At 74.4% G+C, this 16,040-nt stretch carries 16 protein-coding genes and 1 pseudogene; 8 read left to right on the top strand and 9 right to left on the bottom strand.

Going from position 1 to position 16,040, the window contains the following annotated elements; genetic code table 11:
* Positions 1-82: 82 nt before the first annotated feature.
* Together ABD946_RS32970 and ABD946_RS32965 are read left to right on the top strand one after the other, a co-directional pair.
* On the top strand, positions 83-919 hold the full coding sequence (locus ABD946_RS32970) for a (2Fe-2S)-binding protein (protein WP_345289322.1): 837 nt from the start codon (positions 83-85) through the stop codon (positions 917-919).
* 171 nt (positions 920-1,090) lie between these two features.
* Positions 1,091-2,182 carry a DUF2637 domain-containing protein gene (locus tag ABD946_RS32965; protein ID WP_345289321.1) on the top strand — a complete coding sequence of 364 codons (1,092 nt, stop codon included), beginning with the start codon at positions 1,091-1,093 and terminating at the stop codon, positions 2,180-2,182.
* Between the two features lie 285 nt (positions 2,183-2,467).
* Here the strand turns inward: ABD946_RS32965 and ABD946_RS32960 are convergent, their stop codons facing one another.
* The 3 genes from ABD946_RS32960 to ABD946_RS32950 all read right to left on the bottom strand — a co-directional run bounded on the left by ABD946_RS32960 (position 2,468) and on the right by ABD946_RS32950 (position 6,290).
* Positions 2,468-4,702: a SpoIIE family protein phosphatase gene (locus tag ABD946_RS32960; RefSeq protein WP_345289320.1), complete on the bottom strand. Its 2,235-nt coding sequence runs from the start codon at positions 4,700-4,702 to the stop codon at positions 2,468-2,470.
* Positions 4,703-5,085: 383 nt separating this feature from the next.
* A complete protein-coding gene (locus ABD946_RS32955; protein WP_345289364.1) occupies positions 5,086-5,601 on the bottom strand; it encodes an ATP-binding protein in 516 nt (171 codons plus the stop codon).
* Between the two features lie 224 nt (positions 5,602-5,825).
* On the bottom strand, positions 5,826-6,290 hold the full coding sequence (locus tag ABD946_RS32950; protein ID WP_345289319.1) for a MarR family winged helix-turn-helix transcriptional regulator: 465 nt from the start codon (positions 6,288-6,290) through the stop codon (positions 5,826-5,828).
* A gap of 239 nt (positions 6,291-6,529) precedes the next feature.
* Between ABD946_RS32950 and ureA the strand changes: the two genes are divergently transcribed.
* The 3 genes from ureA to ABD946_RS32935 are packed head-to-tail and all read left to right on the top strand — an operon-like array spanning position 6,530 to position 10,085.
* On the top strand, positions 6,530-7,240 hold the full coding sequence (ureA, locus tag ABD946_RS32945) for an urease subunit gamma (RefSeq protein ID WP_345289317.1): 711 nt from the start codon (positions 6,530-6,532) through the stop codon (positions 7,238-7,240).
* Positions 7,241-7,295: 55 nt separating this feature from the next.
* Positions 7,296-8,996: an urease subunit alpha gene (locus tag ABD946_RS32940; protein ID WP_345289316.1), complete on the top strand. Its 1,701-nt coding sequence runs from the start codon at positions 7,296-7,298 to the stop codon at positions 8,994-8,996.
* A 45-nt stretch (positions 8,997-9,041) separates the two neighbouring features.
* Positions 9,042-10,085: an agmatine deiminase family protein gene (locus ABD946_RS32935; protein WP_345289315.1), complete on the top strand. Its 1,044-nt coding sequence runs from the start codon at positions 9,042-9,044 to the stop codon at positions 10,083-10,085.
* 67 nt (positions 10,086-10,152) lie between these two features.
* Here ABD946_RS32935 and ABD946_RS32930 read toward each other — a convergent pair whose 3' ends face one another.
* The gene (locus ABD946_RS32930) at positions 10,153-10,581 is read right to left on the bottom strand and encodes a DUF6221 family protein (protein WP_345289314.1); all 429 of its coding nucleotides are present in this window, start codon (positions 10,579-10,581) and stop codon (positions 10,153-10,155) included.
* Positions 10,582-10,710: 129 nt separating this feature from the next.
* Between ABD946_RS32930 and ABD946_RS32925 the strand changes: the two genes are divergently transcribed.
* The 3 genes from ABD946_RS32925 to ABD946_RS32915 are packed head-to-tail and all read left to right on the top strand — an operon-like array spanning position 10,711 to position 12,718.
* Positions 10,711-10,887 (top strand): hypothetical protein, encoded by a 177-nt coding sequence (locus ABD946_RS32925; RefSeq protein WP_345289313.1) that lies wholly within the window; start codon positions 10,711-10,713, stop codon positions 10,885-10,887.
* Between the two features lie 35 nt (positions 10,888-10,922).
* Positions 10,923-11,852 carry a GNAT family N-acetyltransferase gene (locus tag ABD946_RS32920; RefSeq protein ID WP_345289312.1) on the top strand — a complete coding sequence of 310 codons (930 nt, stop codon included), beginning with the start codon at positions 10,923-10,925 and terminating at the stop codon, positions 11,850-11,852.
* Positions 11,849-12,718, top strand: coding sequence for an alpha/beta fold hydrolase (locus ABD946_RS32915; RefSeq protein WP_345289311.1), 870 nt, complete (start codon positions 11,849-11,851; stop codon positions 12,716-12,718). Before ABD946_RS32920 ends, ABD946_RS32915 begins: the two co-directional genes overlap by 4 nt.
* A gap of 287 nt (positions 12,719-13,005) precedes the next feature.
* Here ABD946_RS32915 and ABD946_RS32910 read toward each other — a convergent pair whose 3' ends face one another.
* From ABD946_RS32910 to ABD946_RS32890, 5 genes and pseudogenes are all read right to left on the bottom strand, one after another.
* Positions 13,006-13,953 (bottom strand): phospholipase D-like domain-containing protein, encoded by a 948-nt coding sequence (locus tag ABD946_RS32910; RefSeq protein ID WP_345289310.1) that lies wholly within the window; start codon positions 13,951-13,953, stop codon positions 13,006-13,008.
* A gap of 164 nt (positions 13,954-14,117) precedes the next feature.
* Positions 14,118-14,818: pseudogene (locus tag ABD946_RS32905) on the bottom strand (glycerophosphodiester phosphodiesterase).
* A 330-nt stretch (positions 14,819-15,148) separates the two neighbouring features.
* Positions 15,149-15,307, bottom strand: a complete 159-nt coding sequence (locus ABD946_RS32900) for a hypothetical protein (RefSeq protein ID WP_345289309.1) — start codon at positions 15,305-15,307, stop codon at positions 15,149-15,151.
* Positions 15,308-15,375: 68 nt separating this feature from the next.
* The gene (locus tag ABD946_RS32895) at positions 15,376-15,516 is read right to left on the bottom strand and encodes a hypothetical protein (RefSeq protein WP_345289308.1); all 141 of its coding nucleotides are present in this window, start codon (positions 15,514-15,516) and stop codon (positions 15,376-15,378) included.
* Positions 15,513-15,686, bottom strand: a complete 174-nt coding sequence (locus ABD946_RS32890; protein ID WP_345289307.1) for a hypothetical protein — start codon at positions 15,684-15,686, stop codon at positions 15,513-15,515. The genes ABD946_RS32895 and ABD946_RS32890 overlap by 4 nt, the downstream gene beginning before the upstream one ends.
* Between the last annotated feature and the right edge of the window lie 354 nt (positions 15,687-16,040).

Here is a 16,040-nt window from a genome sequence, read left to right as displayed (position 1 = left end):
GGCAGGTCCGGCTCGCCCGTGCGGGCCGGCCCGTACCGCCGTCCCGGGCTCCCCGAGCGCCGGCCCACCTCCGGGGGCCCGCATGACCGCCAGCAGCACCGAGGCCCGCCCCACCGGCCCCGGCCCCGGCCCCGGCCCCCTCGCCGACGGCCCGCCGCTGCTCGGCAGCTACGCCCGCCAACACCTGGTCTTCCCGGCCCTGCGGATCCTCGCGGGCCCGCTGCCCACCGGCCGGGGCTGGGTCTCCGCCACCGCGCTGGTCGGCGAGGAATCGGTCCGCCAGGAGCTCATCGCCCACGACCAGTCACTGGCCCTGGCCGACTACGGGCAGCTGCTGCGGCCCGACGTGGCGGCCGGCTTCTGCCTGCACCGCTTCGTCTGGCCCGCCGCACTGGCCTTCACCCTGCCGTGGTTCCTGGAGCGCCGGGTGCCCCGGCTGCCCGCCGACCGGGTGGCGATCGACCGCGCGGCCGGGGAGCTCGCCGTCGACCCGGACGGCTTCGCCTGCCTGCCGGACGATCCCGCGGCCCACCTGCCGGGCGCCCGGGTGGTGCCGGACGAGGCCGCCCTGCGGGCCGAACTCCGCTCCGCGCTGACCGAGTTGCTCACCCCGACGCTGAACGCCTTCCGCCCGGCCATGCGACGCGGCTCGCGCACCCTGTGGGGAATGGCCACCGACGACGTGATCGAGGGGCTCTGGTTCCTCGGGGGTCTGCTCGGCGAGGAGGAGCGGGCTGCCGCCGCGGTGACCGAACTGCTGCCCGGCCCGTCCGAGCGCCCGTTCGTCGGCGGGGCGGACTTCAGGCGGTTGACGGACGGCCCGGCCGCCCGGACCAGGACCCGGGTGAGCTGCTGCCTGTTCTACACGGTGCGTCCGGAAGAAACCTGTCTCACCTGCCCGCGGAGCTGTCCGGAATAGCGCGTTCCGGGTCGGAATCAGCTCGACCATTTCATATGACCGTATGGATTCAACGACTTCGGAATTCCCTCTCCTCGGTGCATTGGCCCGGAATCGGCCGAAAGGCCGTCAGTCATCGGCCATAGTGGTGACTCGCCATCACAAGGCGGGAAAGCGAGGCTGGTTCCGGCCATGAAACTGTCCGATATTCCACTGGGCTGGGCCGTCACGGGCGTGGCCGGTCTGGTGGCGGTCGCCGTCCTGGTGACCTTCCTGCGCACCAGGACCGCGGCCGCCGCGGCCGCCACCGGTGCGACGGACTCCTGGGAGCGCAGCGAGGAGCGCCGCCGCCGCAAGGAGTCGATGTACGGGGTCTCCGCCTACGCGCTGCTCTTCTGCTGCGCGGGCGTGGCGGCGGCCCTCTCCTTCCACGGCCTGGTCGGCTTCGGGGTGCAGAACCTCGGGCTCTCCGGCGGCTGGGAGTACCTGGTGCCGTTCGGCCTGGACGGCGCCGCGATGTTCTGCTCGGTGCTCGCCGTCCGCGAGGCCAGCCACGGTGACGCCGCGCTCGGCTCCCGTCTGCTGGTCTGGCTGTTCGCCGGCGCCTCCGCCTGGTTCAACTGGGTTCACGCGCCCAGGGGTTACGGCCACGTCGGCGCCCCGCAGTTCTTCGCCGGGATGTCGCTCTCGGCCGCGATCCTCTTCGACCGCGCGCTGAAGCAGACCCGCCGGGCCGCCCTGCGCGAGCAGGGCCTGGTGCCGCGGCCGCTGCCGCAGATCCGGGTGGTCCGCTGGCTGCGGGCGCCCCTGGAGACGTACGCCGCCTGGTCGTTGATGCTGCTGGAGGGCGTGCGCAGCCTGGACGAGGCGGTCGAGGAGGTCCGCGACGACAAGCGGCAGGCCGCACTGGACCGCGAGCGCCAGCGGATGGCCAGCCGCCGGGAGCGGGCCGAGATCCGCGCCATCGGGCGCCAGCCCGGCAGTGCCTGGCGGGCCCGGGGGGGCCAACCGGCAGCTGACGCCGGGAAGTTCGGAGCCCGTCATAGAACCGTCGCAGAACTCGCAGGGATCGCCGAGCTCCCCGAGCTCCCCGAACTCCCGGGGCTCCGGGGCGACAGCCCCCGCCGCTCCGGCCACCGAGGGCGCGCTGCCGGTCCGGCGCAGCATCGACCTGACGCCGGAGGAGGAGACCATGCCGCTGCCCCGGCTGGACTCCCTGGAGCAGAAGCTCAAGGACCTGGAGCAGCAGTTCGGCTGACGGACCTTCCGGCCGGGCGCGGCTAGGGGCTGTCTCCTTGGTGGGGTCGGATCAGCGGGCGTCGCTGGGGTGCGTGGCTCGGCGCCGCCGAGGAAGGAGTCCATGCGGAGCATCGGCGACTGACCGAGAAGGTGGCGAGGTGCGTGCCCCGGCGGCGGCCGCCCGGCCCCACCAAGGAGACAGCCCCTAGGCCGCGGGGCGTCGGGCAGCGGCGCGTGGTTGGCCCCCCACGCCCCCGGCGCAACCCTTGACCGGACCGATCAGGCCACGGCCCGGTCCTGCCGCGGCCGCCGCCTGACGGTCCGTCCGGTTCAGTCGGCGGAGAGTTCGAACCACATCCGCTTGCCGCTGCCGCGCGGCTCCACGCCCCAGGCGTCGGCCAGCGCCTCCACCAGCATCAGGCCGCGCCCGGAGGAGGCCTGCTCGCCCGGGGTGCGCCTGGTCGGCCAGAGGTCGGACTCGTCCTCCACCTCGACCCGCAGCCGGGCCCGGCCCTCCCCGGAGCCCTCCCGGTAGAGCCGGGCGGTGAACATGGCGTCCCGGTCGGTGTGCCGGATCGCGTTGGTGACCAGCTCGGAGGCGAGCAGCTCGGCCGAGTCCACCAGCTCCGCCACGCCCCAGCGGCGCAGCGCGTCCCGCAGCTCGCCGCGCAGCTCGGAGATCCGGGCCAGGTCGGCCTGGCCGATCCGGCGGCGCAGCTGCTGCGCGGCCAGCCCGCCCGCCGGGCCGTCCCAGCGGAGCAGCAGCAGCGCTATGTCGTCCTCGCGCTCGGTCGAGTCGGCGGCCAGCGAGGCGATCCGGTCGGCCAGTTCGTCCAGCGGGTCGCGCGGGCCCTCGCCCCGGCCGGGCAGCTCGCGGGCGACGGTGTCGCAGAGCCGGGCGTATCCGGTGTCCAGGTCCATGTCGCGGGCCTCGACCAGGCCGTCGGTGCAGAGCACCACCGTCTCCCCCGGATCCAGCGAGAACCGGGTGACCCGGTACTCCTCGTCCGGGGAGACGCCGAGCGGCAGCCCGCCGGCCACCGGGACGGCGGTGGCGGTGCCGTCGGCCCGGCGGACCACCGGGTCGAGGTGGCCGGCCCGGACGGCGTAGACCACGCCGTAGTCCACGTTCACCTCGGCGTAGGTGCAGGTGGCGAAGTGGTCGGTGTCCAGGTCGGCCAGGAAGCGGGAGGCCCGGGCCATCACGGCGGCGGGCGGGTGGCCCTCGGCCGCGTAGGCGCGCAGCGCGATCCGCAGCTGGCCCATGATCCCCGCCGCGTGCACGTCGTGGCCCTGCACGTCGCCGATCACCAGGCCGACGTGGCCGCCGGGCAGCGGCACCACGTCGTACCAGTCGCCGCCGATCTGCAGGCCGGAGCCGGCCGCCAGGTAGCGGACGGCGGTGGTCACGCCGGAGACCGAGGGCACGGTGCGCGGCAGCATCACCCGCTGCAGGCCGGCCGCCAGCTCGTGCTCGGCGTCGTGCAGCCGGGCCCGGGCCAGCGACTGGGCGACCAGGCCGCCCAGGGTGGAGAGCAGGGTGCGCTCGTCGGCGTCCAGCTCGCGGTCGTCGTCGAAGCCGACCACGCAGACGCCCGTCACCCGGCCGCTGGCCACCAGCGGCAGGAAGGCCCAGGCGCTGCGCTGGCCGTTCTCGGCCATCTGCGGGTAGGCGTCCGGGTAGCGCTCGCGGTACTCCTCGCGGCTGGAGATGAAGACCGGGGCGCGGTTGCGGATCGCCTCGGCGGCCGGGTGGCCGGGCGGGACGGGCGCGCGGTCGTACTGGCGCAGGTCGCCGTCGCGGTAGCCGCTGGCGCCGAGCACCTGGAACCGGCCGGCCTCCAGCGAGGCCAGGATCAGGCCGTCCGGCGGCAGGCCGGGCAGCGGCAGCTCGGTGAAGACCCGCGCCACGTCCCGGACGGTGACGGCCTCGGAGAGCGCCCTGGCCGCCTCCTTGATGAACCGCGAGCGCTCCTCGCGCAGCGCGGCCATCGCCCCGGCGCGCTCGCGCTTGTGCAGCTCGACGGTGGCGTCCCAGACGAAGCCGACCATCCGGGACGGCCGCCCGAAGGCGTCGGCCAGCACCCGGCCGCGGAAGCGGGCGGCATGCAGCTCGCCGCCGGGGAAGACGGTGCGGTAGTAGGCGCCGCACTGGCCGAGCTCGGCGACGGCCCGCTCGACCCGGCGGCGGACCACCGGGGCGTCCTCGGGGTGCAGCATCGCCAGGAAGGAGGCCGCGCTGCGGTCGAAGCGGCCCGGGTCGAGGCCGAGGATGGCGCAGGCGCGCGGATCGCCCTCCAGCACGTCGCGGCGGATGTCCCAGTCGAAGGAGCCGATGCCGTTGGCGGCCATCGCGGGTTCGAGCCAGTCGGGGGTGGAGTCGCCCGTCCTGGTGGGCAGGCCGCGCGGGACCACCGGGGCGATCCGGCCGGCCGCCAGCCCGCTGCCGGCGGCGGCGGGGCGCAGCGCGTTGACCGCCGACCGGCCGTGGCCGGCCGTGCCGCGGGCCGACTGGGCAGGCGGGGTGCGGCGTGCGGGCCCCGCGGACTCGGGCTCAGTCGCCATTTTTCTCCTGCCGCTGCCGTGCCGTCCGGTCCGGGCGGACCGTGACAGCCGTGTGCCGAGTGGGTGGGCGGTGCTCGGGTCGAGGGCGGTCAGTCGAGGCTCGGATCTCCCCGCTGCCTTCCCGGGCACACATTCTCACTATCCTGCCGAAAGATTACTAGTACCGCCTCACCAGCGGGCTTTCGGGTGACGGGGCCGGCCGCACGCGCGGGACGTACCCGAAAGGCCAGGACCAGATGAGCACAGGACGGCGGTGCGGGCAATGAGCCGGGTGCATTTCGTGACCGGGCGGTGACGCGGCATATGCACGGGGGACGGTCGCGGGGTCGGCCGGGAGGGGCGGGCGGGGAGGGGTCGGGCCGGGAGGGGCGGGGCGGAACCGCTCAGGCGGCGCCGAGCTCGAACCAGGTGACCTTGCCGTCACCGCGCAGCTGGACGCCCCAGTCGTCGGCCAGCGCCTCGACCAGCTGCAGGCCGCGCCCGGAGGTGGCGGTCTCGCTCGCGATCCGGCGGCCCGGGAGCCGGGTGGTGCCGTCCTGGACCTCGATCCGCAGCCGGTGCTCGGGGCTGAGCACCGCGTCCAACACCGCGCCGCGCTCGGTGTGCAGCAGCGCGTTGGTCACCAGCTCGGAGGTCAACAGCTCGGCCGTGTCGGCGAGTTCGGGGACGCCCCAGAGGTCGAGGGCGGCCCGCAGGCGGCGGCGGACGGCGCCGACTCCGGTCAGGTCGGCCGGGCTGAGCGCCGCGTGCAGCCTGCGGTGCAGGGCGCAGCCCGGCTCCTGCGGCGCCCGCCCCTCGTGGGTGTGCTGGTCGTGGCCCCTGGCGCGGGCGGAGTCCCCGCCGGCCGCCGTGCTGCTCGAAGCCGTCCGCTGACGCGGGAACCTGGCCTTGCCTTCCATCACGTAACGCCCCCCACAGCCCTTCTCACGGACAGTTGGCCGCGTCGCGTCCCCCGCTGGCGGACTGTCCCGATACCGACGACCATCCTCATGCCCACTGGCGGGGACACGCAACAGTGTGCGGACGGTCACCTGTGGTGAAGCGGGGCTCAGGGGGCTCCGAGTGATCCTTTCCGGGGCTGCCGGGAGGTTTGGACCGCCACCAGCCCCCTGCCGGTGGACCGCTACGGGCGCAGGGCGGTCGCCGCCCGCCGCAGCAGGGCGCACAGCTGCTCGCGCTCCTCGGGGGCGAAGGCCGACCAGAGCGCGGCCTCCACCCCCACCGCGCGGTCGTCGGCCTCGGCGAGCAGGCCCTCCCCGGCCTCGGTCAGCCGGGCCAGCATCACCTTGCCGTGCACCTCGGACTGCTGACGCTCGATCAGGCCCTTGGTCTCCAGGTTCGCCAGCACACCGGCCATGGTCTGCGGGGTGACGGCGGCGCCCCGGGCGAGCTGGGCGCCGGAGCGGTCGGTCCGCTCGGCGAGCTGGAGCAGCACGGCGTACTGCGGCACGGTCAGGCCGAGGCCCCGCAGCGCCTCCACCTTGGCGGCCGTCACGCTCTGCTCGGCCTGCCTGATCGCGGGGCCGAGGCGGAGCCGCGCCCCCTTCGGTCCGGCCAGCAGGACGGCGGGGTCGGTGGCGGCACTCATCAGCCGGGGCTCCATTCACTGGGCTGTGCACGGACGGCCCCAGTATCGACCCGCGCCACCCGCGGTGTCCGGCCCTCCCGCAAGCATCCGCCACACGATTGCGACGCCCGGCGCGCAGAACACCCCGGAACGGACAAGGCTGGACACGGCGGCGCCGTCCGGGTTCAATGGCCGGACAGAGAGTTTGAACGGCGTTCTAAGTTGAGCGGCCGCCGCCACGGCGAGGAGAGCGAGGCACCGTGCGACTGACCCCCACCGAGCGGGACCGGCTGCTGATCTTCACGGCCGCCGAACTCGCCCGCGCCCGGCGGGCCCGGGGCGTGAAGCTGAACGTCCCCGAGGCCACCGCCCTGATCGCCGACGCCGTCTGCGAGGCCGCCCGGGACGGCCGCCGGCTGGCCGAGGCCGTCGAGGCCGGCCGCACCGTGCTCTCCGCCGCGGACGTGCTGCCCGGCGTGGCCGACGTGGTGACGGTGGTCCAGGTGGAGGCGGTCTTCGACGACGGCACCCGCCTCGCCGTGGTCAACGACCCCTTCCGGGGCGCCGGTTCGCTCGGCGACGAGGCCCCCGGCGGTGCGCTGCCGGGCAGCGGCGAGGGGTACGACCCGATCGAGGAGACCCTGCTGCTCCCGGTGCACAACACCTCGGACGTGCCGATCTCGGTCACCTCGCACTTCCATTTCTTCGAGGCCAACCCGCGGCTCGCCTTCGACCGCTCCGCCGCCTACGGCACCCACCTCGCCGTACCGGCCGGCTCCTCGGTCCGCTTCGACCCGGGCGCCACCGTCGAGGTCGGCCTGGTGCCGATCGGCGGGGCCCGGGTGGCGATCGGCTTCGCCGGCCTGGTGGACGGCCCGCTGGACGCCCCCGGCGCCCGCGAGGCCGCGCTCGCCAAGGCCCGGGCCACCGGCTACCTGACCGGCTTCGACGACGCGGAGCTGGACTCGTGACGGCGCCCGAGCTCGCCCCCGCTCCTGCCCCTGCCCTGCTCCAGGAGGCCGGCCGATGACCGCCATCACCCCGCACGACTACGTCTCTGTGCACGGCCCCCGGGCCGGCGACCGGATCCGGCTCGGCGACTCCGGGCTGATCGTCCGGGTGGATTCCGACTCGCAGGCCCCCGGTGACGAGTTCCTGGCCGGCTTCGGCAAGACCGCCCGCGACGGCCTGCACCTCAAGCCCGCCGCCGTGCGCGACACCTGTGACGTCGTCATCTCCAACGTGCTGGTGATCGACGCGGTCCTCGGTATCCGCAAGACCTCGATCGGCCTGATCGGCGGCCGGATCGCCGCGATCGGCCGGGCCGGCAACCCGGACACCCTGGACGGCGTCGAGGTGGTGGTCGGCACCGGCACCACGATCGTCTCCGGCGAGGGCCTGATCGCCACTGCCGGCGCGATCGACACCCACGTCCACCTGCTCTCGCCCCGGATCATGGAGGCCTCGCTCGCCTCCGGCGTCACCACGGTCATCGGGCAGGAGTTCGGCCCGGTCTGGGGCGTCGGCGTCAACTCCCCCTGGGCCCTGCGCCACGCCTTCAACGCCTTCGACGCCTGGCCGGTCAACATCGGCTTCCTGGGCCGCGGTTCGTCCTCCGACCCGGCCCCGCTGGTCGAGGCACTGGCCGAGGGCGGTGCCTCGGGCTTCAAGGTGCACGAGGACATGGGCGCCCACACCCGCGCGCTCGACACCGCGCTGCGGGTCGCCGAGGAGCACGACGTCCAGGTCGCCCTGCACACCGACGGCCTCAACGAGTGCCTCTCGGTCGAGGACACCCTGCGCGTCCTGGACGGCCGTACCATCCACGCCTTCCACATCGAGGGGTGCGGCGGCGGGCACGTCCCCAACGTGCTCAAGATGGCCGGGGTCCCCAACGTCATCGGCTCCTCCACCAACCCCACCCTCCCGTTCGGCCGGGACGCCCTGGGCGAGCACTTCGGCATGATCGTCTCCGCCCACGACCTCAAGGTCGACCTCCCCGGCGACGCCGCCATGGCCCGCGACCGGATCCGGGCCGGCACCATGGGCGCCGAGGACGTGCTGCACGACCTGGGCGTCATCGGCATCACCTCCTCCGACGCCCAGGGCATGGGCCGGGCGGGCGAGACGGTGCGCCGCACCTTCGCCATGGCCGGCAAGATGAAGCTCGAACTCGGGCCGCTGGACGGCGGGTTCGGCACCACCGAGGCCGGCGACGACAACGAGCGGGTGCTCCGCTACGTCGCCAAGCTCACCATCAACCCCGCCATCGCGCACGGCCTCTCCCACGAGGTCGGCTCGATCGAGGTGGGCAAGCTCGCCGACATCGTGCTCTGGCGCCCGGACCACTTCGGCGCCAAACCGCAGCTGGTGCTGAAGTCCGGCTTCCCCGCCTACGGCGTCACCGGTGACCCCAACGCCTCCACCGACCGCTGCGAACCCCTGGTCCTGGGCCCCCAGTTCGGCGCCCACGGGGCCACCGCCGCCGACCTCTCGGTGGCCTTCGTGGCCCGGGCCGCCGTCGAGAACGGGGACGCCATGCCCACCCGGCGCCGCCGGGTCGCCGTCCGCGGCACCCGGGGCATCGGCCCCGCCGACATGGTCCGCAACGCCCGCACCGGCACCGTCCAGGTCGAGGCCACCACCGGCCTGGTCACGCTCGACGGCGAACCGATCCGCTCGGCCCCGGCCGACTCCGTCTCGCTCAGCCGCCTCTACTTCCTCTGACCAACCCCCGTCCAACCCCCGTCACCCACCGAGGACTTCACACCCATGACCGCCGCCACCCCCGCCCAGCTCGGCTTCCGGATGCCCGCCGAGTGGCACCCGCACGACCGCACCTGGATGGCCTTCCCCACCGACAACCAGACCTTCGACACCCCCGAGCAGCTGCACGCCGCACGGGAGGCCTGGGCCCGGGTCGCCAACACCATCGTCCGCTACGAGCCGGTCACGATGATCGTCAACACCGGCGAGCTGGACGCCGTCCGCCGCTACGTCGACGGCGCGGTCGAGCTGGTCGAGCGCCCGCTGGACGACGCCTGGATGCGGGACATCGGCCCCACCTTCCTGATCAACGGCTCCGGCGAACTCGCGGCCACCGACTGGGTGTTCAACGGCTGGGGCGCGCAGTCCTGGGCCCGGTGGGACAACGACCAGCACATCGCCGAGGAGATCACCAAGCTCACCGAGGTGCAGCGCTTCGCCTCCCGCCTGATCAACGAGGGCGGCGGCATCCACGTGGACGGCGAGGGCACCGTGCTGGTGACCGACACCGTCCAGCTCGGCGAGGGCCGCAACTCCGACTGGACCAGGGAGCAGGTCGAGGCCGAGCTGCACGCCCACCTCGGCACCACCAAGGCGGTCTGGCTGCCGCGCGGACTCACCCGCGACTACGACGACTTCGGCACCCGGGGCCACATCGACATCGTCGCCTCCTTCGTCCGCCCCGGTGTGGTCGTCGCCCACGTCCAGCCCGACCCCGCCCACCCGGACCACGAGGTCTGCCAGGAGCTGGTCGCCATCCTGCGGGCCTCCACCGACGCCCAGGGCCGGCAGCTGGAGGTCATCGAACTCCCCGCCCCCACCGTCCTGTTGGACGAGGAGGGCGAGCCGGTCGACTACTCCTACATCAACCACTACGTCGCCAACGGCGCCGTCGTCCTCTGCGCCTTCGACGACCCGCGCGACCAGGTCGCCGCCGCGCTGCTCGCCGAGGCCTACCCGGGCCGCACGGTCGAGCTGGTCGACGCCCGCGAGATCTTCGCCAACGGCGGCGGGATCCACTGCATCACCCAGCAGCAGCCCAAGCCCTGACGCCCCGCCAGAGCCACGAGGGCCGTCCGGCACACCACGTGCCGGACGGCCCTCGGCCGTTCGAAGCTCAGAGCCCCGGGGCCCACTCCCGCCGGTAACCCGGGTGGTCCACGTACGGCAGGGCGAGCAGGCGCAGGGTCGCGAGCGGGGTCACCGGCGGCGGCGCGAAGCGGGCCCCGGTGTCGTCCCGGAGCCAGCGGCCGCCGTCCTCCTCGACGTGCAGCGGCCCCATCCACCGCAGGCCGCACCCGGCGTCGAAGGCGTGCTCCACCCGGCAGGCGGGTGCGCACTCCGCGTTGGCGAGCTCCAGCAACTGCTGCTTGGCGGCGGTCTCGGCCAGCACCCGCGAGGGCCTCCAGCGGGCCAGGTACCGCTCGACCGGCGTCGCGGCGTCGGCCGCCCACCACCCCGACGCCGCCTGCGGGTGCGCCTCCAGGGCGGCCTGCCGGTCCTCGGCGAAGCGGGCCCGCAGGAAGGCGGGCAGGTCCTCGGTCATGCGGACATCATCCCCTGACCTGACACAACCGCAGGCCGTTTCGGACCACCCTTGTGCGGCGGGACGTCGGCCTGCGAAGATCACCAGCCCGACCGGTGCGGTCGGGCTGGAAGGATCACGGGGGTCCCGATGAACATCCGCGCCATGGCCGCAGCAGCGGCCGCCATCGCCATGGCGGCCTGCCTCACCGACGCCACCTCCGCCTCGGTGGCCCACGTCCTCAGCGGCGTGACCCCCTACGCCAACTACACCACCCCGGTCGCCGAGCACCTCGACCCGCAGCAGCAGATCTACGTCGGGGACTGAACTCCCCTCCACCCTGGGCCGGTTAGGCTGACGGCATGTCGGGACACGTCGAACCGCTGCTGCCCGCCGGGTACCGGAGCCACCCCGTCCGACCCGAGGACGTACCCGAGGTCGAGGCCCTCCTGGCCCGCTGCGAACAGGAGTTGTACGGCAGGGCCGGCCACGGCGCCGGGCAGGTGACGGCCGACCTGGCGCGGCCGGGGCTGGTCGCCGAGCTGGACACCGTCGTGGTGCGGGAGACGGCCGGGGCGGTGGCGGGCTGGGCCTGGGTGGACCGGCGGTCCGTGGTGCGGGTGCATCCGGAGCACCGGGGGCTCGGACTCGGGGCGGCACTGCTCGACTGGGCCGAGGCCCGGGCCAGGGCGGCCGGCGGGGAGCAGATCACCCAGGTCGTGCCGGACGCCGACGCCGCGGCCGTCTTCCTGGTCCGCTCGCGCGGGTACCGGCCCCGGGTCACCGAATGGCTGTTGGAGCACACCGCGACCCTTGCGGACCTCCCGCCCGCACCGCCCGGCAGCACCGTCCGCCCGTACCGGGAGGGTGACGGCCCGGCACTCCACGCCCTGGTCCAGGACGGCTTCGACGAGTGGCAGCAGCGCCGCCACGGCTACCACGAGTGGGCCGCCCACACCCTCGCCCACCCGTCCTTCGCCCCGGCCGCCACCCTGCTCGCGTTCACCGATGGCCACCTCACCGGCGCCACCGTCTCCCTCGACTCCCCCGAGCCGGACGAGGGCTGGATCGAACAGCTGGCCGTCCACCCGGCCCACCGCCGCCGCGGCCTGGCCCGCCACCTGCTGGCCGCCACCTTCCAGGCCTTCACCCGGGCGGGCCGCCCCACCACCATCCTCGGCACCCACTCCGAGACCGGCGCCCTCGACCTCTACCTGCACGTCGGCATGCGGGTCCGCCACAGCTCCACCGTCCACCGCAAGGAGATCAGCCACACCCCGGAGGGACCGTGACCGAACGCTTCGCCGCCGCCTACGACGCCCTGCTCGCCCGCTGGCCCGCCGGCACGGCCGAACTGACCGTCCCCACCCCGTACGGGCCGACCCGGGTGCACGCGTACGGCCCGCCGGACGGCGCCCCGCTCCTCCTGCTGCACGGCGGCGGAGCCACCGGCACCGTCTGGTACGCCAACGCGCCGGCGCTCGGTGCGCACCACCGGCTCTACGCCGTGGACATCCTCGGCGACGTCGGACGCAGCGTCCGCGCGGGCCGGCCGCTGCGCCGCCCCGCCGACCTGACCGCCTGGCTCGGCTCCGTCCTGGACGGCCTCGGGCTCTCCGCCACCGCCGTCTGCGGCCACTCCTACGGCGCCTGGCTGGCCGTCACCTTCGCACGGCACGCCCCGCAACGGGTGACGAGGCTGGCCCTGCTCGACCCGACCCAGGTGTTCGGCGGCTTCCGCCCCGGCTACCTGCTGCGCGCGCTGCCCGTGCTGCTGCGCCCGACCGAGACCCGGGTCCGCGACTACCTCCGCTGGGAGACCGGTAGTTCGGCTCCCGACCCGGCCTGGGCCGATCTCTACGTGCTCGGCGCCACCGCACCCAGGGTCGGCCGCCCGGTCAGCGGCCGCACCACCCGCCCACCCGGCCCGGCCGTCCCCACCCTGGTGCTGTTCGCCGAACGCAGCCGCACCCACGACGCGGCCGCCCTCGCCGCCCGGGCCCGGCGTCAACTGCCGCACGCCGAGGTCGCGTTGCTGCCCGGCCTGTCGCACCACGCGATCCCGACCGCCGACCCGAGCGCGCTCGACGGCCGACTGCTGGACTTCCTCGCCCGGGACGGCGGACCCGCCGCCGCTCCGGGCGAGACCTCCGGCTAGGCCACGCCGCCGAGCGCGTCCTCGGCGACCGCGGCGGCGCGCTGGTCGCGGAAGTTCTTCAGGTAGGCGTCGTGGACGGCCCGCGTCCTGGTACTTCAGCAGGGCCTCGTCGGTCTCGGTGAGGCCCATGTTGGTGTAGGGGTGGCTGCCGGTGAAGACGAGCTTCTGGTCGGCCTGGCCCTGGTAACCGCCCTCCACCAGCAGGTACTTGGTGTGGGTGGCGGAGCCGCCGCGGGTGTCGTTGTTGAGGCGGTGCAGCGAGATCTTGCCGTTCTTGGTGGACCGGGTCAGCCAGAAGCCGATGTCGCGCTGCGGGCCGGGGGCGTCCCAGTCGTTGAGCAGGCGGTAGACGACGTCCACGTAGCAGCCGGCCTCGGCCAGCTCCCAGAGCTTCTGCGCGACGGCCGCCCGCGAGATCTGGTGCTGGGCGATCCGGATGACGGTGCGGCCCTCGGGGTTCTCGGCGGTCCTGGTGTTGCCAGTAGCAGACCGGGGCAGTGCCGATCGGGTCGTCCACCGTGTTGAGGAGGTCCACGATCGGGTCGGAGGTGGCGCGCGGGAAGAAGTAGGCCCGGCCGCCCCGGCCTGCACCTCGACGGGTAGTCCTTGGTCTGGAGCGAGCCGTCCGGGGCGGCCTGAGAGGCCGTCAGCTTCTCGAAGTAGGTGCGGTAGGCGGCGTGCAGCTCGGCGTTGCCGACCACCGTCATGGCATCGTTCCAGCCGTACTTGAGGTCCCAGACGGTGAGGTTGCCCGAGGACTGGACGGTCACGTCGTCCAGCGGGACGCCCAGGGTGGGCGAGCCGCTGCCGGTGGTGCGGGAGAACAGGAAGAACTTGTTGTGGTTGTTGCTGAACGGCGCGTACTGCTCGGCGTCTTCGCCAGGCAGCCTGGTCCGGCGCGCAGACCCGGATCCAGGAGGTGCCGTAGGTCTTCCCGGCGGGTGCGGTCTCGGCGAACGCGGCGTCCAGGTGTTCTTCACCTTCAACCCGGGGGTGGCCCCGGAGCCGTCGGCCTCGATGCTGGTGTGGTCCACCAGGACCTGGACGTTGACGCCGTTGCGGTGCGCCTCGGCCAGCTTGCCCGCGTACCAGTCGGAGCGCAGCGAGTAGATCGAGATCCGGACGGTGGAGCCGGGCAGCGCCCCGCCGGTGAGCCGGCCGAGGTGGCCGAGTATCGCGTTCTGGCCCGCGGTGTCGGGCGCCTTCGGGTTGTTGAAGACCGGTCCGGTGGTCACGTAGGTGGTCGGCTCAGCGACCGCGGCGGTCGGACGGCGGTGGCCAGCAGCAGGCCGCAGAGCAGCGCGGGCAGCAGCCTGCGGCCTTCGGCGCCGTGGCGCCGAGCGCCCTGAGGGTCAGTCTCTCGGTGATCATGGCGGGCCACTCTAGACCAGCCCGCGGCTCACTGACGCGCCGTCAGGCTCCGCCACCGGTGGCCGCCGCGCGGGCAGTCGCGATCCAGCCGGGCACGGGCGGCCCCGGGGGTGTCGGTGATCACCGCGTCCGCCCCGTGCTCGGCCGCACGGCTCCAGCCGTCCGGGTCGTTCACGGTCCACACGTAGACCCGGCGGCCGGCGGCGTGCTCGGCCCGGATCCGTTCGGGGGTGGCGAGCACCTGCTCCAGCGAGACGGCGTAGAGCGGCAGCTCCTCCGGCTCGCGGGCGGACCAGGAGGCCTGGAGCAGGGTGACCGGGAGGTCCGGCGCGGCGGCGTGGGCGGCCCGCAGGTACTGGGGGTGGAAGGAGTACAGCTCCACCTCCGTCCCGGAGGCGGCCGCGGCACCCGCCAGCCGGCCGATCAGGGCGGCCCTCCTCCGGCTGCCGACGTCCTTGATCTCCAGCAGCAGCCGGACCCCGGTGCCGTGCAGCCGGTCCAGCAGCTCGGTGAGGTGCGGGATCGACTGCGGGCCGCCGGGCCCCACCGTGACGCGCAGCCGGTCCAGTTCGGCGATCCGCAGGTCGGCGACGGCGCCGTGGCCGGTGCCGCCGGTGACCCGGTCCACGGTCGGTCGTGCATCAGCACGGGGACGCCGTCCCTGCTGACCAGGACGTCCGTCTCCAGCCAGTCGGCACCCTCCCGGAGGGCGGCCTCGAAGGAGGCCATGGTGTTCTCGGCCGCGACGGTGGGCGCGCCGCGGTGCCCCACCACGGGGACCCGGGAGCAGGCGGTGGCCCGCTCCCCCGCCCCCGTGGTGGCCGCCGGCACCACGTCGGAGGAGATCGGCAGGGCTGGCCGCGAGCGCGAGCAGCGAGGTGAGGAGCACGGTAACCGGTTCGTCCCATGCGTCCAGTGATGACCCGTCAGGGCCTCCCCGGCCCGGAACCGGCGGACAATCAGACGAACGGGTGAGCGCCGACGGCGCGCTCACCCCGCGTGCACGCCCACGGCGGGCCGCCGGGCGGCCCGCTCCCGGCAGCCCGCGGGACGGCTCCGTCAGCCGATGGTCGCGGCGTACGAGGTCTGCGCGGCGAAGCCGTAACCCGGCGCCGCGTCCCAGGGGTTGGGCAGGGTGTCGTCGGTGGCGTAGGCGTAGCCGGCGCCCCGGGCGAACGCGGTGTCCAGCGCGCTCTTCATCTCCACCTGGCCGGGCACGCCGTAGACCAGGTGCCAGAAGGCCGTACCGCTCGGGTCGAAGGAGGCGCCCGAGTAGTAGCCGGCCGTCAGGTTGAAGACGTTGCCGCCGAGCCAGCCGCCTCCGTGTAGCCGGCGTAGGTGCCCTCGTACGTCACGAAGGTGTCGGCGGTGCGGTGGCCGGGCTCCAGGTAGCAGTCGGCGATCGCGGTGCCGGGGTTGTCGATCACCAGCTCGTCGGTGCCGGCGCCACCGACTCGACGGTGGACTGGACGTACTGACGCAGCGCCAGGTAGTGGTCGCGGGTCGCGTTGCCCGCGCCGCAGTCCCGGCTGACCACGTCGAAGAAGATGCCGTCCACGTGCAGCTTGCCGTCGGCGGTCTTCAGGTAGTTGTCCACCGAGGCCTTCACGCGGCCGCCGAGCGGGTGCCGTTGCCGGTGTGCACGTAGCCGAGCACCTTGGTGTGCGCGCCGGTCGCGTGACCCCGGCGCGCAGCGCGTCGGCCTGCGCCTGCCAGGCGGCGGTGAACGGGCTGTCGCCGTTGCCCGGGTTGAGCACCACCACCGAGGCGGCGGGCGAGGTGCCCTGCAGGGCGTGGGTCATCGGGTCGCCCGGCCAGACGTACGCCGGCACCGCGATCTCCAGGCCCCGGCTGCCGGCCGCAGGGCCGCGCCGGTGGCACCGGTGGTCGAGACGGCCGTCAGGGCCAGGACCGAGCTGAACGCGAGGGCCAGCAGCCCTTCGCACGTGCA

The sequence above is a fragment of the Kitasatospora albolonga genome (genome assembly GCF_039535905.1).
GTDB lineage: Bacteria > Actinomycetota > Actinomycetes > Streptomycetales > Streptomycetaceae > Kitasatospora > Kitasatospora albolonga.
This window is presented reverse-complemented; position numbering and strand designations above follow the sequence as displayed.

Coding starts and splice junctions, on each gene's coding strand:
- ABD946_RS32970 (WP_345289322.1), top strand. CDS start 83: ATGACCGCCAGCAGCACCGAGGCCCGCCCCACCGGCCCCGGCCCCGGC.
- ABD946_RS32920 (WP_345289312.1), top strand. CDS start 10,923: ATGTCGGGACACGTCGAACCGCTGCTGCCCGCCGGGTACCGGAGCCAC.
- ABD946_RS32930 (WP_345289314.1), bottom strand. CDS start 10,581: ATGACCGAGGACCTGCCCGCCTTCCTGCGGGCCCGCTTCGCCGAGGAC.
- ABD946_RS32955 (WP_345289364.1), bottom strand. CDS start 5,601: ATGGAAGGCAAGGCCAGGTTCCCGCGTCAGCGGACGGCTTCGAGCAGC.
- ABD946_RS32935 (WP_345289315.1), top strand. CDS start 9,042: ATGACCGCCGCCACCCCCGCCCAGCTCGGCTTCCGGATGCCCGCCGAG.
- ABD946_RS32960 (WP_345289320.1), bottom strand. CDS start 4,702: ATGGCGACTGAGCCCGAGTCCGCGGGGCCCGCACGCCGCACCCCGCCT.
- ABD946_RS32940 (WP_345289316.1), top strand. CDS start 7,296: ATGACCGCCATCACCCCGCACGACTACGTCTCTGTGCACGGCCCCCGG.
- ABD946_RS32950 (WP_345289319.1), bottom strand. CDS start 6,290: ATGAGTGCCGCCACCGACCCCGCCGTCCTGCTGGCCGGACCGAAGGGG.
- ABD946_RS32965 (WP_345289321.1), top strand. CDS start 1,091: ATGAAACTGTCCGATATTCCACTGGGCTGGGCCGTCACGGGCGTGGCC.
- ABD946_RS32925 (WP_345289313.1), top strand. CDS start 10,711: ATGAACATCCGCGCCATGGCCGCAGCAGCGGCCGCCATCGCCATGGCG.